The sequence below is a fragment of the Dyadobacter pollutisoli genome (assembly GCF_026625565.1).
In the GTDB taxonomy this organism is placed as follows: Bacteria; Bacteroidota; Bacteroidia; order Cytophagales; family Spirosomataceae; genus Dyadobacter; species Dyadobacter pollutisoli.
The window spans coordinates 3,524,333-3,543,175 of sequence record NZ_CP112998.1; the positions used below are offsets into that span (position 1 = coordinate 3,524,333).

Below are 18,843 nucleotides of genomic sequence, written 5' to 3' on the forward strand. Positions count from 1 at the left end.
ACTATCTCATTAACAAGGCTATGGTTACTTCGAATGTCAATGACCGCACAAAGATAAAAGGCCAAAAAATAAAAATCAAACGATCGTTTGATTTTTTCAAACAAACGTTTGATTAGTCGAAACATTTATTCGATTAGTACCATTAAATTTTTTTAATGTTATGATTAAAACGGCTGCAACGTTTCCCCGATTAATATTGTCCTGAGAGTACAGGGAATAGTACCACATCAACGCTCCTCTATCTTGAACCAATTATGAAAATATATACCGCTTACAAGCTGTTGCTCGCTCTCTTTCTCCTGCTTCTGCTGGGGCCTGCCTTTGGCCAGAAAACCCCTCCCAGCTGTGGCACCAATGATTCACTGGCTGCATCTTACCTGGCCAAATATTCAAAGACAAAAGACCTGACGAAGGCAAGACTCGGCGCGGAAGAAAAGCTGGAATACAGAATTGCGCTGGACATTAACTACAAAACCTACTTATTGTACGGCGGGGACAAAGACAAGATCACCAAAGAAGCATACCGGTTCATTCAGGAAGCGTCCGACGTTTTTGAAAGGGATGTAAACATCAAACTCACCGTCAGTTTTATTTATATCTGGGATAAACCCGAGCCTTACGCGCTGGAACAGGACGGTGATTATTTCAGCAATGTCCTCAACTACTGGACCTCCAACCGGCACGAGGAAAGAGACGCTGTGGTAAGTTTATCGTGCAGGGATGGTTGGTTTTATGGTGGCTACCGGATGTGCTCTTCCAATTTCCCGCGCCCGGAAGGCAATGCAGTATCAGTCGATTTGCTTTGTCACGAGCTTGGCCATACCCTCGGCTCCCCGCATACGCACAGCTGCTACTGGCCGGGCGGCCCTATTGACCGCTGCACCAATCTCGAATCCACCAATGCTGAATGTGAAGATGGATATCCCGAAGGTGTCAACGGTTCGATCATGTCCTATTGCCGCTCGGTACTGAGCTTTCATCCGCTTTGTCAGAACCTGATGCGCGACTATGCCGAAGGTAAGTTACAGCCCAGTTTCAAGCTCAGCGCTTTCAATGAAAAACCAACCCGTTCCGGATTGCTCACATTGAATAATCTCGATCCGGGAGCTGTCAACAATACTCCTTCATTTGAATGGTACGCATCGCTGCGCGTCGAAAATTACAGGTTTCAGATCGCAAAGGACGAAGCATTTACCCAGATCGTAGAAGATACATTGATCAAACAATCTTATTTCCAATCATTTGGCCAAAGCGAGGGCTCCTATTTTGCACGCTACCGGACCGAAAACCAGTTCAGTGCGGAAGGATGGTCTCCATCGGTTGGCTTCACCATCTCACCTTTTTCAAACAACAGTGAACCGCCATTATTATTGAAAATTGCGGTTGACAACTACGGAAAAGTGAGTGGTATGTTTCACAAATACACCGATATCAGCTCCTATGAAGTGGAGGTTACGGATTATTATGAAAACAAAGTTTACAGCTGGCAGCTCGACGCCACCCCTCACGCATTTCAGACATTTTCGCTCCCTGTGACTTTTGAAAAATACAAACTCTATAATGCGCGTTTCAGGGTCAATAGCGGCAATACTTGGAGTAAATGGTCCGCTGTTTCCTACCTACCGCAAGCATGGAGCGCCGACTTATGGAGCTTGAACCGGGTCGAAAAAACATCAAGCAAACCGCTGCTGGCATCGCTTTTATTCCAAACTACGCTCCATGACAAAGGTATTACAGGTAAAATGGAGATTGCAACTGATCCTGATTTCAAAAATATCGCTTACACCGGCACCACTGTTTCCAATGACCTGAACCAGTGGTACTCCAACAAAATGCTCTTCCAGCCGACATTGGCTGAAAATACTTCCTATTATATGCGGTCAATGGTGCAATGGGCACCGAAATTGTACTCAGGCTGGTCCACGGGCCAGTTTACGACAGGCTACCTCGACGAGCGTTTTGAGTATCTTGGTGTGGTTTCACAAAATCTGCAGGCGACCCATTATGCCAACAGCAACTTTGTCAAAAACAGATTTTACAACATTGGTTCTGAGCTATTTGTATATGATATTTTCAGCGGCTACTACTCATCCAGTGACCTGAAAACCTGGCAGCCACACCTGTCTTCTACATCAAATGGTAAAAGCCCTAACATCATGAATTTCTTCGGCGTCTCCAAAAAAGGGGATGTTTATATGATCGATCAGGTCAATAAGCTGGTTCGGAAATCGGGCAACAGTTTTGAAAGCTTCACGTCGCCTGAGGCATTTTATATGGATGAATACAGCGCGATCATGCCTACCGAAAACAATGGTATATTTTTCAAAACATCCAATAAAGGTGTGGGTCATTTTCAGGACGGGAAGTGGGAATTTTTTGATGAAAGAATGCTGCAAAGCAACAAATCCGTCAGCATTGCTATGGATCAGGATGAGCAGATCTGGACGGTGATGGAAGGAGGCGGCGTATGGACCAGCAAAAATAACGTGTGGTCGACCCAGCCATTTTTTGCAAACTGGCGAGGGCTGGCCGGGTTGGCTTTTGATAACGAAAAGACCTGCTACGCTTTCGGAGAATGGGGCGTCGCAAAATTGAACCGCGATTTGCAGCGGTGGGAAATCATGAATGCTTTTTCAGCGTATCCGATCCGAAAATTGGTATTTGGGAAACAAAATGAAATGTACCTGGCTTCCTACACGATATATGACCAGGACATTCAAAACCATGCATTGATCACTTACATTGATCAGAAATTGAATGTTTACCAGGACGGGCTTAACTTTTTCAAAGAGCCGTTTGACCTCACCATTTTCAATGATAAACTCCTGATACTGACCAGCGGCGGCGAAATTCACACATTCGAAGAAAACAAAATCCAGCGATTTGAACCGAAAACGGACTATTGCGCAGGTAATGTGGCCGACGTGACGATCACTTCCAATTCCACTTTTGCCAAAGACAATGAGACCACATTTGCATTAAAAAATACTGAAAGCAGCGCAATTACGATGGTACCAGCCCTTTCGAAAAACGGCAATGTGTTCCAGGTCAAACTTCCAGAGTCTATCTTGAAAGGCAATTACACGCTCCAAACTGTAACGAGCAATCCGGCGGTCGCAAGCAACATCAGCAAAGCATTTACCGTTCATAGCGCCACGCCTGCCGAAATATCGATGGTGGCAACCGATAAATTCAAGGTCATGTTAAACACCAGCGAAGGTGCCGGACTGACGTATCAGTGGCAGCGGAACGGCATGGATATCGCCAATGCAACCACTTCCTCCATCATTGCTGACCAGTCGGGGGATTACACCGTGAGCATTACCAATCGGGGTGGCTGCCAGACAAAGTCCAGTGTAGTTCCGGTATCATTGAACCGTCCTACTGAAATTACATTGCTTCAAAACACACCCAACCCGGTAACAGCTGCGGGTGAAATCGCCTTTTACCTACCGCAGCCCGAGGAAACCATTCTTAACCTGTATAATGTACGGGGACAAAAAATCGCGGAACTGAAAAAAGGGCTTTTAGCAGAAGGCTGGCACTTTGCCAAAGTCGATGGAAACCAGCTGAACTCAGGAATTTACATTTATCAGTTAAAAGCAGGAAGTACTGTCAAATCGCTTAAAATGGCCAAATAGGGTCATTTCACACGGCTGGGATTTTCGCTTACAAACGCGCCCCAACCTCCTTTTTTCGACTTTTTGGAAGAGCCTGTTGCTATTGTTGCCGGGGAATTGGCATGGTACTGATGACATATGGCTATCGCGATACCGTCGGTTGCGTCCATGAATTCCTTGCTTAGCTCCATTTTAAGGATCTTTTCAAGCATGTAGGCAACCTGCTCTTTGGACGCGCTCCCGCTGCCGGTCACGGATTGCTTTACTTTCTTTGGGGAATATTCAACGATCGGTATATTTCTGGCCAGTGCAGCTGCCATCGCCACGCCCTGCGCCCGTCCCAATTTGAGCATCGATTGAGGATTTTTGCCATAAAAAGGATCCTCGATAGCCATTTCGTCCGGCAGATAATCCTCGATCAGCTGGGTAATGCGTTCAAAGATTTTCTTTAACTTCAACTCGTGGGTAGTATATTTGCTCAAATGAATCACACCATATTGAACCAAAGAAATTTGCTGGCCTTTGACCGAAATTACGCCGTAGCCCATGATTTGGGTACCAGGATCTACTCCAATAATCACCTTTTCGGTAGCTTCGGTTTGCTGCATTTTAATCATGGTGCAAGATAAGGAACTCTCCCCTCCAAAAGAAAAAAGAAACCGGCGAAACCTGCTCTGGCTGGGCAAGCTGGCGGTTACGGTATTGATCCTCAGCTACATTTACCGGACATTTACAAACGAACAAAAAGGCATTTCTGACGTCGGTAATGTATTTGGTAGCATACTCACGGCAGACCACTTCCCTATCATTGCATTCATGCTTTTCCTCGTCCCTGCAAACTGGGCGCTAGAAAGCCTGAAATGGCAGAAACTAGCTCAAAAAGTAGCAGTACTTAGCTTTTGGGATGCTTTTCGCGGAACATTAACCGGCCTCGCGGTAGGCGTCGCGGCACCTGCGCAGCTTGGCGATACGATTGGCCGGGTGGCAGCATTGAAGTCGGACAGGCGGCTGGAAGCGATCGGAGCCGCGATCGTCTCCAACGGCATTCAGTTCTACATTTCCGTGGCTGCCGGCGCGGTAGGATGGTTTCATTTGCAGGAAAAACTCGCCCTGTCACCCGCTGCGAAGCAAATGCTAAGCATTCTGCTCATCACGATATTGCTGCTCGGCGTACTGGCAGTTGCATTCAGGAGGCAGCTCACCGACTGGCACCCAAAAAATTCGACAATACAAAAAATCCACTCCTACCTGCGCATCATAGGTGCATACACGGGCGAAGAACTCAGCCTGTCGGCTTTCTATGGCAGCTTACGATACCTTGTATTTTTGACGCAGTTTGTCCTCGCACTCTCCCTCTTTGAATTTCCTATACCTGCATTGGAATTAGCTTCCTGCGTTTCGCTGATATTTCTTGCCAAAACATTGATCCCGGCCGTAAATGTGCTCGGCGACCTGGGTTTAAGGGAATTTACGGCACTGCTGGTGTTTGCTTCCTACGGTCTTCCCGCAGAGAAAGTCATTGCAGCTACCTTTATGGTCTGGATCGTGAATGTGCTAGGCCCCATCCTGATCGGCATATTTCTGATCTGGAAATATAAATTGAAACGGAACCGATGATCGAACAATACCTTCTTTCCTGGCTGCTTCCTGTCATTGTAGTTTTTATAGTGAGCTATGCCATATTCACGCTGTGGCTTACTTATTTTTGGAATAAAATAAAAAGTTTCCGCGACTCAGCGGTTAACTCTCCTGATTTTATCAGCGTGATTATTCCGGTTCGGAATGAAGAGGAAAATATCGGTGCACTCTTGCAAGATCTGGCCCATCAATCCTTTTCATTTTCGCAATTCGAGGTACTGGTCATGGATGACAGCTCTACGGATAATACGGCCAAGGTCGTCAACGATATCAGTCAACATGCAGCTTGCAACATTCGGCTGATATCATTGCCTGACATCGCTACGAGCTCGCCAAAGAAAAGGGCGATCGAAACGGCGATAGGCAGCGCAAAAGGAAATCTGATCGTCACTACCGACGGTGACTGCCGTGTACAACCGGGCTGGCTCCAAGCCATCGCTACCTGCCACAAAGTGACAGGTGCCAGGCTGATCAGCGCGCCGGTTACCTTTTCCGAAGAAACTTCCCTGACGGATCATTTGCAAACTGTCGAATTCGCAAGCCTGATCGGCAGCGGGGCGAGCGCCATTTCGGCTGGATATCCGTCATTATGTAACGGCGCCAACCTGACTTACGAGAAGGCAGCATTTCTGGCAGTCGACGGATTTGACGGCGTACGGCACATTGCATCCGGCGATGACGAATTTTTAATGCATAAAATTGCCGCAAAGTATCCCGGCAGCATTCATTTTCTCAAAAATCCACAGGCGGTCGTAAGCACTTCACCTCACAAAAATTGGGCGGGGTTTTTTCGGCAACGAAAAAGATGGGCTAGCAAATGGAAGCACTATCAAAGCCGCACACCACTTATTTTAGCGCTCTATATCTTTATGAGCAATTTTTCATTCCTGCTCACCGGTCCGCTGCTTCTCTCTGGCCACATCACTTTGAACGCCTTTCTAATTTTGGCCGCGCTGAAATGCTTGCCTGAATGGTTATTTCTGGGCACGGTGTTACAGTTTCTTCAAAAACCCAAGTCGGTCTGGTATATCCCCGTTACCCAGGTTTTCTATCCGTTTTATGTCTGCTTTTTTGGGTTGGTCGCGCAGCAAAGCGAATACATGTGGAAAGGCCGGAAACTGGTTTGAAAATAAAAAACTGCCAACCAAAATGGCCGACAGTTTTAAGCTTCACATAACGCTATATAAGATCAGACTCTCACTTTTTCAGGATTTTGGAGGAATATTTTCCTTCCGCATTCACCACGTTCACGATATATAAACCCTGAGCAAAAGCCTGGACATTCACTTTTAATTCTGTTTGGTTCTGGCCGGGCAGCATTTCATACACCCGTTTTCCGCCCAAAGTCAGTATTTCAAACTTTTTCAGAGGAGAGAAACTTTTCACATTCACCACATCCTGTGTTGGATTTGGATAAAAATCCACCGCAAGTCTCGCGTCGCACTGCCCTGCCTCTACGCTGCGGATCGCACTGTATTCGAACGATTCGTCGGTGTCAACCTGCTGTAAACGATAGTAGTAATATCTTGAAGGAGTAGTTTCCGATGAATAGGGGGAATCTTTAAAGCTGTATTCGCTTTTGCTTGCACTGTAATCGATGCGACTCACAGCTACAAAAGTTTTTGCATCAGTAGAGCGCTGAACCACAAAATGTGAGAAATCCTTCGATTCGGTCACCACCCATTTCAATTTCACATCGCAGTTATCATTGCTGGCAGTGAAACTCGCCAATGTTACCGGCAATGTCGATCCCGGAGGAGGGCTGGTGTAGCAAGTCCCCTCAGATTCAGGATAGGTAATGCTGATTACTGTCCAGGGATCCACTGTAACGCGGATCGTTGCACCCAAAATGCGCAGGGACCCGTTACGATCATCGGTCTCCTCCCATTTGCTACCGTTTTTAACCCATCCAGGCCAGGCCATACCATTTCCATCGCCGTCCACTGCTGCACCGGGGAAGAGTATGCTACCCGACAAATCCCTGTCATTGTCTTCCTGGATCACTTTTCCTTCGGAATTGATCCATTCGATTTTAGCTTTCTTGCCAGTAGCATCAAAGTTTGCAGGCGTAATCACATAGTCAAGGTACGGCGCATTTTTAAAACATTTTGAGTTGGCGACTACTGAAATCTTTTTTTCCGCAGGTTCAGGAATTGAAGGCAGAAATGGCCAGAAGTGAATTTCGTCACCATTATGAATGTAACTTTTCGCGATGATCTGGCCGTTGATGTTACCATTGTTCTCTTTAATCAGATTAGCACAAGGCGCAAAAATCGTCCCGTGAATGGGTGTTCCACCACCCAATGTAAGCGTATTGGTTGCGTCCGGAAAGTTGTATATCACGTAGCTACCCTGTGGATCAGAAAGACCGCCCACACTTGGGAAATTGATCTTCGTGCTTCCGCCGTTCATGGCACTAAAAGTAGGAAAATCAACGATGTTGATAATCAGTGCGAAAGGACCTGTGTAGGTTTTGGTCCCTAACGATGGTCCGGAAGGAATGCCTTCAATGTTAGTATTGCCAATTTTGTTCCAAACCGCTGCCGAAACGGTCAATACATTGACTGCATTTGGATTAACCCTGATTTTAGGATTGTTCCCGATCGCATTCGGATCCAGATAAGGTCCTATTAAAGCTCCCGGAATCTCGTTGCCGTTCTGGTCGAGAATCGGCAGGTTGTCCGCCATTTCTTTCAACTGGTTGGATCTTTTGATCATCTTAATGAACGCGCCGTCGATATCAATTTTACTTGCATCGTCTGTGCCAAACACATTCTCACAAACCGGATTGTAGCTATCGCTTACATCAGGGCTTCCCCAGGCATCGGGATGTGAGTTAATGTGAATGTTGGGAGTTTGATCGTAGCCTGCACCATTGTCCGCCGTAATGCGAATATTAGTAGATGCGTTGTTATTGTCTTTATACCAGGTTTTGAGGTTTGTAGTGACCGATCCGTCAGAAGCACACTGGCCGATTTTTACGTAGTTGGTTCCGTTCACCTGCAAACTTCCGCTGTTGAGTTTCACCCCGCCGCGAACCGCAAGGCCAATCGAAGCACCTTTTACGAAGAACACACCATGATCTTTATTAAAACTGATCTGGTGCTGATTTGAAATCAAGTTTCCCCCTATTGCAATGGGGCCTTCTGTTTCATTCGAATTAAGTGTAACATCTCCTTTGACGAAAATATTAAAGCCTAGAGAGGCAGAAGTCGGGCTCTGTGCCATTGCCTGTCCGAAAGTTAGGGCAACAGCAGTAAAAAGTGAAAGTGATAGAAGTTTCGTAAATTTCATATGTCGAGTGATTATTAACTCGACGAAGGTAGAATACACCCAAAACTTGTCATTTTTTTTGTGACCAATCTGCGGAAGTTTGGGGTTACCAGGCAAATTCCGGGGGTCAAAAAAATACCGAAATTGTACTTTACGAATATAGCACTCCTCGTATTAAAAACTAACTAGCGCTTCCTAGAAATTTAGTTACCGTGACAAACAGACACTATTTCTACACAAATTGCTCAAAAAAGTGTCATCCCGCACAAAATATCTCTACTATTTTACAAAAAGGTCTTCCATTTTGCTTTAATAGCGTTTCGATGATAATGAAAATACTGAAATAAAATCCTCGGCAAATTGTAAAATTTCAAGTATCTACATTTCATAGCATACAATTATTTGGAGCCTGACTTCTTCTTGATCTCCTTAATTTCATTCTGCATCTCTTGCAACATTCGCATCAATTGCTGCATATCCGTCTGCGGCTCAGGAAGTTCCTTGCTGTGGAAACTGTAGTATTCCCAAACCTCTATCACTTCCGATACTGGCACCGTATAAGCGAAATATTGCTTGTTGAATGATTGCAAAAGCATAGTCCCATCCTTGTTAATGGTCACCTGCTTGAAAACAAAATCCTGATCGCCTCTTAAAATGACAATGCAAGGTGTTTCCGGCTTTATAGACGTCCAGTCCTGTACATATCGCGTGATAATATCGCTACCCTCGGGAACCGGAAGCATGGAGTCCCCGACAGTAGGAAACATCCGAAAGGTACCATTCTTGGGAACAGTAGGCAGGTTAAACCGTGGCAGCGTCGCTAAAAACTCCGGGTCACTGTACCCTGAGCGGTATCCGGCTTTGGCATGAACCGGTACGTATTCAATGTTTTCTTTTTCTTCCTTATCAACAGTAATGGCCAGAACGCGGATCTGATCACCTTTCATGAACACTTCACTGCCTTCTTCGAGATCACGGATCTTCTGATCGGAAAGCTTACTCAGGTCCATTTTGAGGATACTGTCAATGCTCATCCTGAAAAATTCAGAGAAATTGATCAGATCGTCGATCGTAGGGTTCGCTGTTCTGCCACTTTCGTGGGCATTTAGCTTTACCCTGCTGATTCCCAGCTTCTCCGCCAGCGCCTCTTGGCTTAGCCGCTGACGTAAACGAAGGAACTTAATATTGACCGACCAAAAAATTACCTGAGATCCCATAACCGTTGATATTTTAAAAATCAAACATAAGATATTTTAAATATCAAAAGTAGCAGCAAATTTTAATTTTCCTACAAAAAGTAGATAAAATAATTTTGTTTAATTATTTTTGAAAAACGTTAAACAAAATATGTCAACCTACTCTATCCGCGACCTGGAACGAATCAGCAATATGAAAGCGCATACTATACGGATATGGGAGCAGCGATATGGGCTACTCACACCGGAAAGGACAGACACCAACATCCGGTATTATAATGATGACCATATCAAAAAGTTACTGAATGTGTGCACGTTGCTAAACCAGGGAATGAAAATTTCGAAAATCAGCAAGCTGGACAAAGCGCAGATCGCAGACGAAATTGACAAAATTATTGCTCGATCGTTTCAGGGCGACCTACATATTGAAGCGATCATCAATCAGATGCTGATCGCCATAGCCACATTTAATGTATCGCTCTTCGATGAGCTGTTTACAGGAGCAGCCAAACGATTGGGATTAAAAAAAACCTACGAAAAAATCCTCTACCCGCTCCTGGTGCGCACCGGGCTCATGTGGGTAAAGGATGATCTGTTACCTTCTCAGGAGCATTTTTTATCGAATCTGGTACGTCAAAAATTGTTTGCGGCCATTGATTCGCTACCGCTACCAGCCAGTTCTGATCAAAAATGGGTGCTCTTTTTGAATGAGGAAGAGGATCACGAGATTGGGCTGCTCTTTGCCAGCTACCTCATTCGGCAATACGGTAAGCAGGTGATTTACCTGGGCGCGAGGGTACCTTATCAGGACCTGGCTGTGGTAGTGAAGCAGAGCCAGCCTACACATATCTATTCCTTTTTTGTCCGAAATCAATTTGAGGATCAGATAGATACATTGCTAGACAAGCTTACCTCAGATTTTCAAGATATGTGTATCTGCATTTCTGGCTCTTATGACCAAGCCAAAACCGCCAATGCCGGAAAACGAGTCACGCAGATTGCCAGCATTGAAAACCTGATCGAAATTCTTAACCAAAACCATGCAAAATAACGCTTCCGGCATATTGAGTAAAAGCAGTAATGTAACGGTAATAGGCTCCGGCTTCGCAGGAATGGCCGCATCGGCGATCCTGGCATTACATGGCCAGCAGGTCACCGTACTCGAAAAGAATATGGAGACGGGAGGTAGGGCGAGAACATTTAGCGAAGGCGGTTTTACGTTCGATATGGGTCCAAGCTGGTACTGGATGCCGGACGTTTATGACAGCTTTTATGATCTTTTTGGCAAAACAACGGCTGATTTTTATGAGCTGAAACAACTGGATCCTGGTTTTGCAGTAATCTTTGGCGAGAATGAAGTCATGGACATTCCGGCTGATTTCGATGGAATCTGCACGCTTTTTGAGGCGATTGAAAGTGGCAGCGCACAACGTCTACGGAAATTCATTGCGGAAGGTGAGTTCAAATACCTGGTCGGAATGCAGGATATGGTGTACAAACCCGGGCATTCAGCCACCGAATTTTTCAGTTTTAAACTGTTCAGGGACGCATTGCGCCTGCAACTTTTCACATCTTTCAGTAAGCACGTCAGGCGGTATTTCAAAGATCCGCGGCTACTCGCGTTGATCGAATTTCCCGTGCTTTTTTTGGGCGCCATGCCGAAAGACACCCCTGCTTTATACAGTCTGATGAATTTTTCGGGACTAAAACAGGGCACATTTTATCCTATGGGTGGTTTTGGCAAAGTAGCTACCGCATTCCGCACGATTGCTGAAAATGCGGGGGTGAATTTTGTAACATCCCAAAATGTCGACAAGCTGGAAATTGAAGCCGGGCATATCACCCGCGTGTACTCGGCCGGGAGAGCCACCAGGGTTGATGCCGTAGTAGGCAGCGCTGACTATCAACACATTGAATCATCCCTTCTGGAACCTGCCTACCGGTCATACCCCGATTCATACTGGCAGAGCAGGACGTTCGCACCTTCTTGCCTGATCTTTTATTTGGGTATCAATAAAAAGATAGCAGCTCTTCAACATCATAACCTGTTTTTTGATGAGGATTTTGAACAGCATGCCATTGAAATATATAAAACCAAAAAGTGGCCCGCCAAACCGCTGTTTTACGTCTGCTGCCCATCCAAAACCGACCCGTCAGTTGCACCCGAGGGAAGCGAGAACCTGTTCATTCTCATGCCCATCGCCATTGATTTGGATGATCCCGAAGAAATTCGTGAAAAATATTACAATACACTCATCGACAGACTAGAACGATTTACAAAAGCCAGCATACGGGACCATGTGGTATACAAAAAAAGCTATTCGGTCTCAGATTTTATTGTCGACTACAATGCGTACAAGGGTAATGCTTACGGGCTTGCCAACACGCTGATGCAGACGGCCATTTTTAAACCGAAACTCAAAAGTAAAAAGGTGGGTAATCTCTTTTACGCCGGCCAGCTGACCGTTCCCGGCCCGGGTGTCCCGCCGTCCATTATATCAGGAAGAATTGCAGCCAACGAAGTACTTAAATTCCTAAAAGATAAATCATGAAAGCGCTTTTCGATCATTTATCGGCCACTTGCAGCAAAAAGACGACACAACTTTACAGCACCTCTTTTTCGCTGGGGATCTACTTTCTTAAACCCGCATTTCACGAACCCATTTATGGAATTTACGGATTTGTCAGACTGGCTGATGAAATCGTGGATAGCTTTCACGATTATAATAAGGATTTCCTGATCAACAAACTGCGAAATGACACCATTGATGCGATTGCCGACAGGATCAGCATTAATCCTATACTAAACAGTTTCCAGCATGTGGTGCACGCTTACAACATTGAATGGAGCCTCGTCGATACTTTTCTGAAAAGTATGGAAATGGATCTGAACCAGAAAGAACACACTCCCGATTCTTACAACGAGTACATATTGGGATCAGCCGAAGTGGTGGGTTTAATGTGTTTGAGAGTTTTTACTGAGGGCGACAGTCACCTGTTCGACGAGCTTAAACCTTATGCTATGAAACTCGGTGCAGCATTTCAAAAAGTCAATTTCCTCCGTGACTTAAAGGCCGACTATCAAAATCTTGGACGCACCTATTTCCCAGGTGTTAACTTCGATCATTTTTCCAAAGCAGATAAAGAAAACATTCAACGTGAAATCGAGGAAGATTTCAAACTGGCATTGGTGGGCATTAAAGGTTTACCGACTGGTTCGCGCCGGGGCGTTTACCTGGCTTACTATTATTACAAAAAATTGTATCTGCGGATCAAAGAGACGCCTCCCGATAAAGTGATGAACGCCAGGATCAGAATACCGGATTATAATAAAATTGGATTAATGTTTCGCTCACTGCTAAGGCATCAGTTTGACCTTTTATGACGTTTTTTTGTTGTACTGATTACTAATGCCATTGTTTGGGCTATTAGCCATTAAACCCACATCATTATTATATGAACGATCAAGTAGTCCTGGTGAACGAACATGATGTCGAGATTGGGCTCATGCCTAAGCTGGAAGCGCATCAAAAAGGTGCGCTGCATCGCGCATTTTCTGTTTTTATTTTCAATTCGAAAGGCGAAATGTTGCTGCAACAGAGAGCGTTCGGCAAATATCACTCCGAAGGCCTGTGGTCCAATACCTGTTGCAGCCACCCACTTCCCAACGAGTCGGCACATCATGGCGCGGTGAGACGTTTGCATGAAGAAATGGGCATCCATGCCGATCTGCGCTTTCTTTTCAGCTTCCAATATCGTGTCAATCTTGAAAATGGACTAACGGAGAACGAGTTAGACCACGTTTACTGGGGTATTTCGGACGCAAAACCTGAAATCAATACAACCGAAGTCAGCAATTTCAGGTACATGAAAATTCAGGACATCAAGGCGGGTATGGCTGCCCATCCCGCTCAGTATACCGAATGGTTTAAGATATGCCTGGCCGAGGTGGAAGACAAGATCAAGCTGCGTTCGTAGCTAATTTCAAAACTTAAAACAGCGATTCTACACATTCTATGACTCCCTGGATCAGCAATACATTAACTGTCCTGGCCGCTTTTGTTGGAATGGAATGCGTGGCCTGGATCGCACACAAATACCTTATGCACGGCTTTTTGTGGTTTCTTCATCACGATCACCACCAGCGTGACGACGGCGATTTCTTTGAAAAAAATGATTATTTCTTTGTGATTTTCGCAACTCCGGGGATCCTCGGGCTGCTACTGGGGATCAATCAGGGTTTCAATTACCTGTTCTGGATTGGGTTGGGCATCACGATTTATGGCTTTACTTACTTTTTAGTCCATGATATTTTCATTCACCAGCGTTTCAAAATATTCCGAAATACAGATTCCGTGTATTTAAAGGCGATCCGCAGAGCACATAAAATGCATCACAAGCATTTGGGCAAGCATCAGGGAGAGTGTTTTGGAATGTTGTGGGTACCGCTGAAATATTTCCGCGAGGCGAAAAATTCAACAGCCAAATGAATTACTTATACCTGATCGTTGATCTCGCGGCCATTTCTGTTCCGTTGCTGTTTTCGTTCCACCCCAGGATTGCTCTTTACAAAAAGTGGCATCTGTTATGGCCGGCGATCCTGCTCTCGACCATCCCGTTTGTAATCTGGGACAGCATTTTCACACAGATAGGTGTTTGGGGATTTACACCTAAATATTTGACAGGCCATTATCTCTTCCACCTTCCAGTGGAGGAAATTCTGTTCTTTATCTGCATTCCCTATGCCTGTTTGTTTACCTATTACTGCTTCCGGATCTACTACGGGGTGAATTATCGTCTTAAATCTGAGCCAGCTATAACCGGGTTGTTCCTTGCTTCATGTATTTTCCTGGCTATAACCTGTTTCGACCGCTACTACACGTCTTATACAGCAGCAGGGCTCACTATTTTTCTGTTATTTCTAAAATTGATAGTGAAAGCCAAATGGCTGAGCTTGTTCTACTTCTCGCATTTGTTTCTGCTCATTCCCTTTTTCATAGTGAATGGTATCCTGACTGGTACCGGACTGGACGAACCCATTGTCTGGTATAACAATGCAGAAAACATTGGGATAAGATTGCTGACTATTCCCTTCGAAGATATTTTTTACGGAATGCTGATGCTACTTCTGAACACTTTTCTCTTTGAATTTTTTCTTGAAAAATCTTCTCTACCAGCCGATTCAGAAGTGATCGCCGTGGGTAAGCGCGATCAGTCTGTTCATTAATCCTGGCGTTTTACTTAAAAATCTCAGTGCCAGATCTGTGGTGTTTCTTTTGCCCAACAGGTTTTGAAGGTAGTACCCAGCCGTAATTCTTCTGCTAAAAGCTTCATTCCAGGCGCGATGGTAATTCTCGACTGCACGCTGCTTGCTTTGCTTTTTAGCAAAATAGGGAACCAGTTCGTTAGCCAGCAGTTTCGACGCGCGCATTCCCATACTCATTCCGTTTCCACAAAGCGGCGTGATAGAGCCGGCTGCATCGCCCAAAAGGAATATACCATTCGTGTCTGTACGTTTTCTTTCAAACTGCACATTACTGATAGCCAGCGGATTGGGATCAATAAATTCGGATTCGGTAAAATATTTTTCAAGAAAAGGATTTCTGAAAAGTACATTACCCTCCATCGTTTTGATATCCTTGCCATTTTCCCGCAGATTCTGGGCGGTGGTCAGGTAGCATAGGCAGTATTGATCACTATCCACCCTGGAAACCCCGCAATAGCCGTCCTTGAAATTATGTAGTTCAATGCGATTGGCTGGCAAATCCGTTTTGATATGATATTTCACACCAATAAAATTAGCCGAACCAGCTGACTGGTGAAGACTCAGATCGTTTTGGGCCAGAAACTGCGGTGTATATTTTCCGTAGCTGCCGCAAACAATTTCAGCGGTATAACACCCTTGGTTACTATCAATATTATAGTCTCCCTTTTCCGCCGTATTAACGCCAGTCACCCGGCAGTTTTGCAGAATGGTTACTCCTTTTTCAGCCGCGATCCGGGACAAGAAACCGTCCAGACTATACCTGCTGATCCCAAATCCGCCCATTTGTAGCGCAGCATTCAGCATAAAACCTTTTTCACTGCTAACCCCTAACTGATTGATAATTGGCAGATTAAGATCCTCAAAAGGCAAACCCAGACTCCCAAGAAAGTGATGACTTTCCATCGAAATATATTCCCCGCAGACTTTATGAAATGGGTATTGATTTTTTTCGAACAATACAACGGATACACCCTGGTCGGCCAGTTGTATCGACAGGCACAACCCTGCCAGACCGCCTCCAATGATGGCGCATTCGTAGGTTCTAGCTTGCGTTTCCATATACAATTACCTCATGCCTGAATGCCCATTTGTTACGTACCGAGTACTTTTCAGCCCCCGCCTTTTGCAGAATATCCAGCCACTCCACTCTTTTGAAGCCACGCAAAACAGATAACGGAGCATCGTTTTTCACCAGATAGGACTTGGAAAAGAGACGCGTCAGCCACTTAATTGAATAATAGGCCAATGGATTGCGTTCCAGATCATTGATGACCAGAATAGCTTTGTTTTTTAAGGCAAAATTCACCAGATCAACAAGTTGAAATTCGGTGAGGTGGTGGCAGAACAAGCACGCATGAATGATATCAGCGTGTTGTAAATGATCAAATACATTCCGATAGTCATCACAAATTAGCCGAACGGGCTCACTACCAAGATTTTTCTCCGCATATTCAATGCAAACGGGCTTGATATCAACGCCGTAAAGTTCCAGTTCAAATCCCGCGGCTTTGTTCCAAACATTAATACGTTTCAGCGTATCCCCGCCCCCACAGCCAATGTCAACGACGATATAGCGCCTGTCTTTTTGAAAAACCCTTTTTAAAGCCGCGAATGAAATGTTGTAGCCTCCCAGCCAGTGATTGATAAAATCCAGTTCTTTCAGGTTCCGGTAAAGGTCAGCCGGCGGAATTTCTTCCTGATCCAGCAGTTCCTTTTCGTTGCTCCGGAAACTAAACATATTGCATCTGCATGGTTTCAATACTTAGCCCGGGGCCAAAGGCGGCTGCAAATAACTTATTGCCCCTGTTTTCAAGTTTGGCCTTTTCCAAAACCTCTTTTAAAACAAAAAGTACAGTCGGCGAAGACATGTTACCGTAGTTTTTCAGGACATTGTAGGTCGGGGCCAAAAAGCATTTATCGAGCTCCAATGCAGCGGCAAAATCATCGACGATCCGTTTTCCGCCCGGATGTACCGCCCAATGATTATAATCATCCGGCTTTAAACCAACCGATTGCAGCATGGGTTTAATATTTTTCCGGATCAAATCAGGCACATAGGACGACAGGTTCATGATAAAGCCCGTCTCTGATAAGCGCCAAGCCATGTCAGAATATCCGTTATGCAGGATCATCGAGTTAAACGAATTGATCTTTACATGATGCAAATAGTTGCCTGCGGGTTTAGAAGTAACGAGTACCGAGGCTGCGCCATCCCCGAAAATCAAATTAGAAAGCAGGTAATCGTCATTATATTGTTTCTGAAAATGAATGGAGCAAAGTTCTGTGCAAACAATCAGGACTTTGGCATCCGGCTCGCTTTTGCAAATCGCATCGGCGTTTTTCAATGCAATAATCGCCGCATTGCAGCCCATAAAATTAACGGAACTACGCTGGATAGTAGGATTTAAATCAAGCTCCCTCATGAGTTCGACATCCAGGCCAGGTGCAAACAAGCCCGTACAAGTAACCGTGATCAGGTGAGTAATATCCTTTTTGATGTCCTCGAAACCCCCTATTTTTTCAATAGCGGCTTTCGAAAGTTTAGTAGCATGTTGCTGATACAACTGCATTCGCTGCGTCAGGCTCGGTTCGGGCAGAAGCGAGGCAGTCTTGTTAAAAAAAGTATATTCTTCCGGTTCTTTATCAAAATCAGGGATCACAGAATATCTCGTATCAATCCCGGTTTTCCCGGCGACTATCCTGATCTTCCTTTTATTCGTTAGATCGTCCGTTGATTTCAGGTAAAAAGCGGTGAGGCTTTCCTGTGAATACGCGTAGTCGGGAACGGCTGTCTCAATAGCTGCTAGGTAACTCAAAGGGTTTCTGTTAATGATAATAAGAACTATGAAACAACTGTTCATGCAAATTGCCGCTATCCAGTTCATCCGCATGGTGTTCCGGAAATTGGCCTGGCCGGTGTCTTTTTTGACCAGATAAAACCAGTAGCCAAAATAAACTACAATCGGCACAAAGAACACCTGGATAATGTAAAAAATCATTCCAAGGTCCCTGGACGTAAAATACAAATAATAAAACACATTGCAGAGTGCGAACATCAATGCCGTGAACAGAAAAGTCCCGATATATCCGAGTTTATAACTCAATGTCGTAATCCCGTCCTTCAGGTCCTGCCGGTGCTGGTATACCTGCGTGAGCGGATATGCGCCCGCGATCTGGAAAGAGCAACCGAGCAGCACGTATATATTCTCCGGGTTCAATACCAATGCATTTCCGGAAATACCTGCGATCGACATGTAATAAGTAAACGCTCCCTGAAAAATGACAACGGTCAAAAAACCGATTACCGGGTATTTTTTCAATCTGATCTGCCGCGAACTATATGCCCTTGAAGCTGCAATGTATAGGACCAGACAACCTGCAAACAATGTATTTACGAAAATAAGAGCCAGAAAGGTTGCGGCGATGTCCAGAAAAAGCGTGAGATAAAAAAGGTGAATGGTTGGTGCAGGAGGCTTTTCGAGTCCTCCAATGCTCTCCTCATCCCGGTCAATGTAGCTATTGTAGCCATTGCTGGCGGGATAGATGAGTAAATGGATGATCAGAAAGGAAAATAGTGCCTGATGATGCATCACCGTTTCTGCCTGACTATAAGCAAACAAAAACAGCGGCAGCAGAAAAAACGAGAATGGTATTCTCAGAAGTTTGATTGTATTGCCAGGCTTGAACATGCCCCCAATTTAGTCAGAAAAGGTCGTTGAACGCGGGGAAGTCTGTCAATTAATATTTTACAGTGGTTTTAAGTTTAGGAGTTATCATTGGCGAGAATTCAACAAAAAAAATGTGCATCAACATCGCTGTTTAATGCACATCCGTTATTTTTAAAAAGTAA

15 protein-coding genes are annotated in these 18,843 nt (G+C 45.0%); 9 read left to right on the plus strand and 6 right to left on the minus strand.

All coding sequences use genetic code 11. The features are described from left to right. The first annotated feature begins 254 nt into the window (after positions 1–254). A complete protein-coding gene (locus tag ON006_RS14350; RefSeq protein ID WP_244820482.1) occupies positions 255–3,641 on the plus strand; it encodes a zinc-dependent metalloprotease in 3,387 nt (1,128 codons plus the stop codon). A 2-nt stretch (positions 3,642–3,643) separates the two neighbouring features. Here ON006_RS14350 and ruvC read toward each other — a convergent pair whose 3' ends face one another. Next, positions 3,644–4,228, minus strand: coding sequence for a crossover junction endodeoxyribonuclease RuvC (ruvC, locus tag ON006_RS14355; protein WP_244820483.1), 585 nt, complete (start codon positions 4,226–4,228; stop codon positions 3,644–3,646). Between the two features lie 7 nt (positions 4,229–4,235). Between ruvC and ON006_RS14360 the strand changes: the two genes are divergently transcribed. Continuing rightward, positions 4,236–5,237, plus strand: a complete 1,002-nt coding sequence (locus ON006_RS14360; RefSeq protein ID WP_244820484.1) for a lysylphosphatidylglycerol synthase domain-containing protein — start codon at positions 4,236–4,238, stop codon at positions 5,235–5,237. Then, on the plus strand, positions 5,234–6,385 hold the full coding sequence (locus ON006_RS14365; protein ID WP_244820485.1) for a glycosyltransferase: 1,152 nt from the start codon (positions 5,234–5,236) through the stop codon (positions 6,383–6,385). Before ON006_RS14360 ends, ON006_RS14365 begins: the two co-directional genes overlap by 4 nt. Positions 6,386–6,455: 70 nt before the next feature. Here the strand turns inward: ON006_RS14365 and ON006_RS14370 are convergent, their stop codons facing one another. Both ON006_RS14370 and ON006_RS14375 read right to left on the minus strand, forming a co-directional pair. After that, positions 6,456–8,552 (minus strand): choice-of-anchor A family protein, encoded by a 2,097-nt coding sequence (locus ON006_RS14370; RefSeq protein WP_244820486.1) that lies wholly within the window; start codon positions 8,550–8,552, stop codon positions 6,456–6,458. Positions 8,553–8,929: 377 nt separating this feature from the next. After that, positions 8,930–9,748, minus strand: coding sequence for an XRE family transcriptional regulator (locus ON006_RS14375; protein ID WP_244820487.1), 819 nt, complete (start codon positions 9,746–9,748; stop codon positions 8,930–8,932). Between the two features lie 130 nt (positions 9,749–9,878). Here ON006_RS14375 and ON006_RS14380 point away from each other — a divergent pair, with 130 nt between their 5' ends. The 6 genes from ON006_RS14380 (at position 9,879) to ON006_RS14405 (ending at position 14,954) form a co-directional block, all read left to right on the plus strand. Next, positions 9,879–10,778: a MerR family transcriptional regulator gene (locus ON006_RS14380; protein WP_244820488.1), complete on the plus strand. Its 900-nt coding sequence runs from the start codon at positions 9,879–9,881 to the stop codon at positions 10,776–10,778. Further along, entirely contained in the window at positions 10,768–12,279 is a 1,512-nt protein-coding gene (gene crtID / locus ON006_RS14385) for a bifunctional phytoene desaturase/3,4-desaturase (RefSeq protein WP_244820489.1), read from the plus strand. The genes ON006_RS14380 and crtID overlap by 11 nt, the downstream gene beginning before the upstream one ends. Further along, the gene (locus tag ON006_RS14390) at positions 12,276–13,112 is read left to right on the plus strand and encodes a phytoene/squalene synthase family protein (RefSeq protein ID WP_244820490.1); all 837 of its coding nucleotides are present in this window, start codon (positions 12,276–12,278) and stop codon (positions 13,110–13,112) included. Before crtID ends, ON006_RS14390 begins: the two co-directional genes overlap by 4 nt. Before the next feature lie 71 nt (positions 13,113–13,183). Then, positions 13,184–13,705: an isopentenyl-diphosphate Delta-isomerase gene (gene idi, locus ON006_RS14395; RefSeq protein ID WP_244820491.1), complete on the plus strand. Its 522-nt coding sequence runs from the start codon at positions 13,184–13,186 to the stop codon at positions 13,703–13,705. Positions 13,706–13,743: 38 nt separating this feature from the next. Then, positions 13,744–14,217: a sterol desaturase family protein gene (locus tag ON006_RS14400; RefSeq protein WP_244820492.1), complete on the plus strand. Its 474-nt coding sequence runs from the start codon at positions 13,744–13,746 to the stop codon at positions 14,215–14,217. Continuing rightward, positions 14,214–14,954 carry a lycopene cyclase domain-containing protein gene (locus tag ON006_RS14405; RefSeq protein WP_244820493.1) on the plus strand — a complete coding sequence of 247 codons (741 nt, stop codon included), beginning with the start codon at positions 14,214–14,216 and terminating at the stop codon, positions 14,952–14,954. Before ON006_RS14400 ends, ON006_RS14405 begins: the two co-directional genes overlap by 4 nt. On the opposite strand, the gene ON006_RS14410 is transcribed toward ON006_RS14405, so the two are convergent. From ON006_RS14410 to ON006_RS14420, 3 genes are read right to left on the minus strand one after another with little or no spacing between them, the layout of a single operon-like run. Further along, entirely contained in the window at positions 14,910–16,052 is a 1,143-nt protein-coding gene (locus ON006_RS14410; RefSeq protein WP_244820494.1) for an NAD(P)/FAD-dependent oxidoreductase, read from the minus strand. The two genes, ON006_RS14405 and ON006_RS14410, sit on opposite strands and share 45 nt — an antisense overlap. Next, positions 16,036–16,731 carry a methyltransferase domain-containing protein gene (locus tag ON006_RS14415; RefSeq protein WP_244820495.1) on the minus strand — a complete coding sequence of 232 codons (696 nt, stop codon included), beginning with the start codon at positions 16,729–16,731 and terminating at the stop codon, positions 16,036–16,038. Before ON006_RS14415 ends, ON006_RS14410 begins: the two co-directional genes overlap by 17 nt. Continuing rightward, a complete protein-coding gene (locus tag ON006_RS14420) occupies positions 16,724–18,682 on the minus strand; it encodes a UbiA family prenyltransferase (protein ID WP_244820496.1) in 1,959 nt (652 codons plus the stop codon). Before ON006_RS14420 ends, ON006_RS14415 begins: the two co-directional genes overlap by 8 nt. Positions 18,683–18,843: the final 161 nt, after the last annotated feature.